This window comes from Pantoea phosphatilytica (genome assembly GCF_051025615.1).
Classification (GTDB): domain Bacteria; phylum Pseudomonadota; class Gammaproteobacteria; order Enterobacterales; family Enterobacteriaceae; genus Pantoea.
Map to the genome: position 1 here is coordinate 1 of NZ_JBPFDF010000014.1, position 657 is coordinate 657.

Below are 657 nucleotides of genomic sequence, written 5' to 3' on the forward strand. Positions count from 1 at the left end.
TAGGTAGCTTAACCTTCGGGAGGGCGCTTACCACTTTGTGATTCATGACTGGGGTGAAGTCGTAACAAGGTAACCGTAGGGGAACCTGCGGTTGGATCACCTCCTTACCTTAAGATACCTTCCGGCGAAGTGCTCACACAGATTGTCTGATAGAAAGTAATGAGCAGGACGGCTGCGAAGTCGTGACACTATCGTGTCCCCTTCGTCTAGCGGTTAGGACTCCGCCCTTTCACGGCGGCAACAGGGGTTCGAATCCCCTAGGGGACGCCACCTGCTTGGTGACAGGTGAAAGGTGTCTCCACAGTATCTCAAAACCGGTTCGGCTGCGTAAGCGGCGGAGGCGCGTTTGAGATATTTGCTCTTTAACAATCCGGAACAAGCTGAAAATTGAAACGACGTAGCGCGTCATCCCTCCGTAATAAGGGATGACAAGGCGATACGGTCGGGTCTCTCAAATGCTTGCAGTCTGCAGCGTGAAAACGCCTGTGGGTTGTGAGGTTAAGCGACCAAGCGTACACGGTGGATGCCCAGGCAGTCAGAGGCGATGAAGGACGTGCTAATCTGCGTAAAGCGACGGTAAGGTGATATGAACCGCTACAGCCGTCGATGTCCGAATGGGGAAACCCGGTGCACTCAGTGCATCATTGCAGCATGAAT

At 53.4% G+C, this 657-nt stretch carries 1 tRNA gene and 2 rRNA genes; all 3 read left to right on the forward strand.

Going from position 1 to position 657, the window contains the following annotated elements:
• Positions 1-107 (forward strand): 16S ribosomal RNA (locus tag ACR6AS_RS20460); the annotation flags it as partial.
• Positions 108-195: 88 nt separating this feature from the next.
• Positions 196-270: transfer RNA gene (locus ACR6AS_RS20465), tRNA-Glu, on the forward strand.
• Positions 271-496: 226 nt separating this feature from the next.
• Positions 497-657 (forward strand): 23S ribosomal RNA (locus tag ACR6AS_RS20470); the annotation flags it as partial.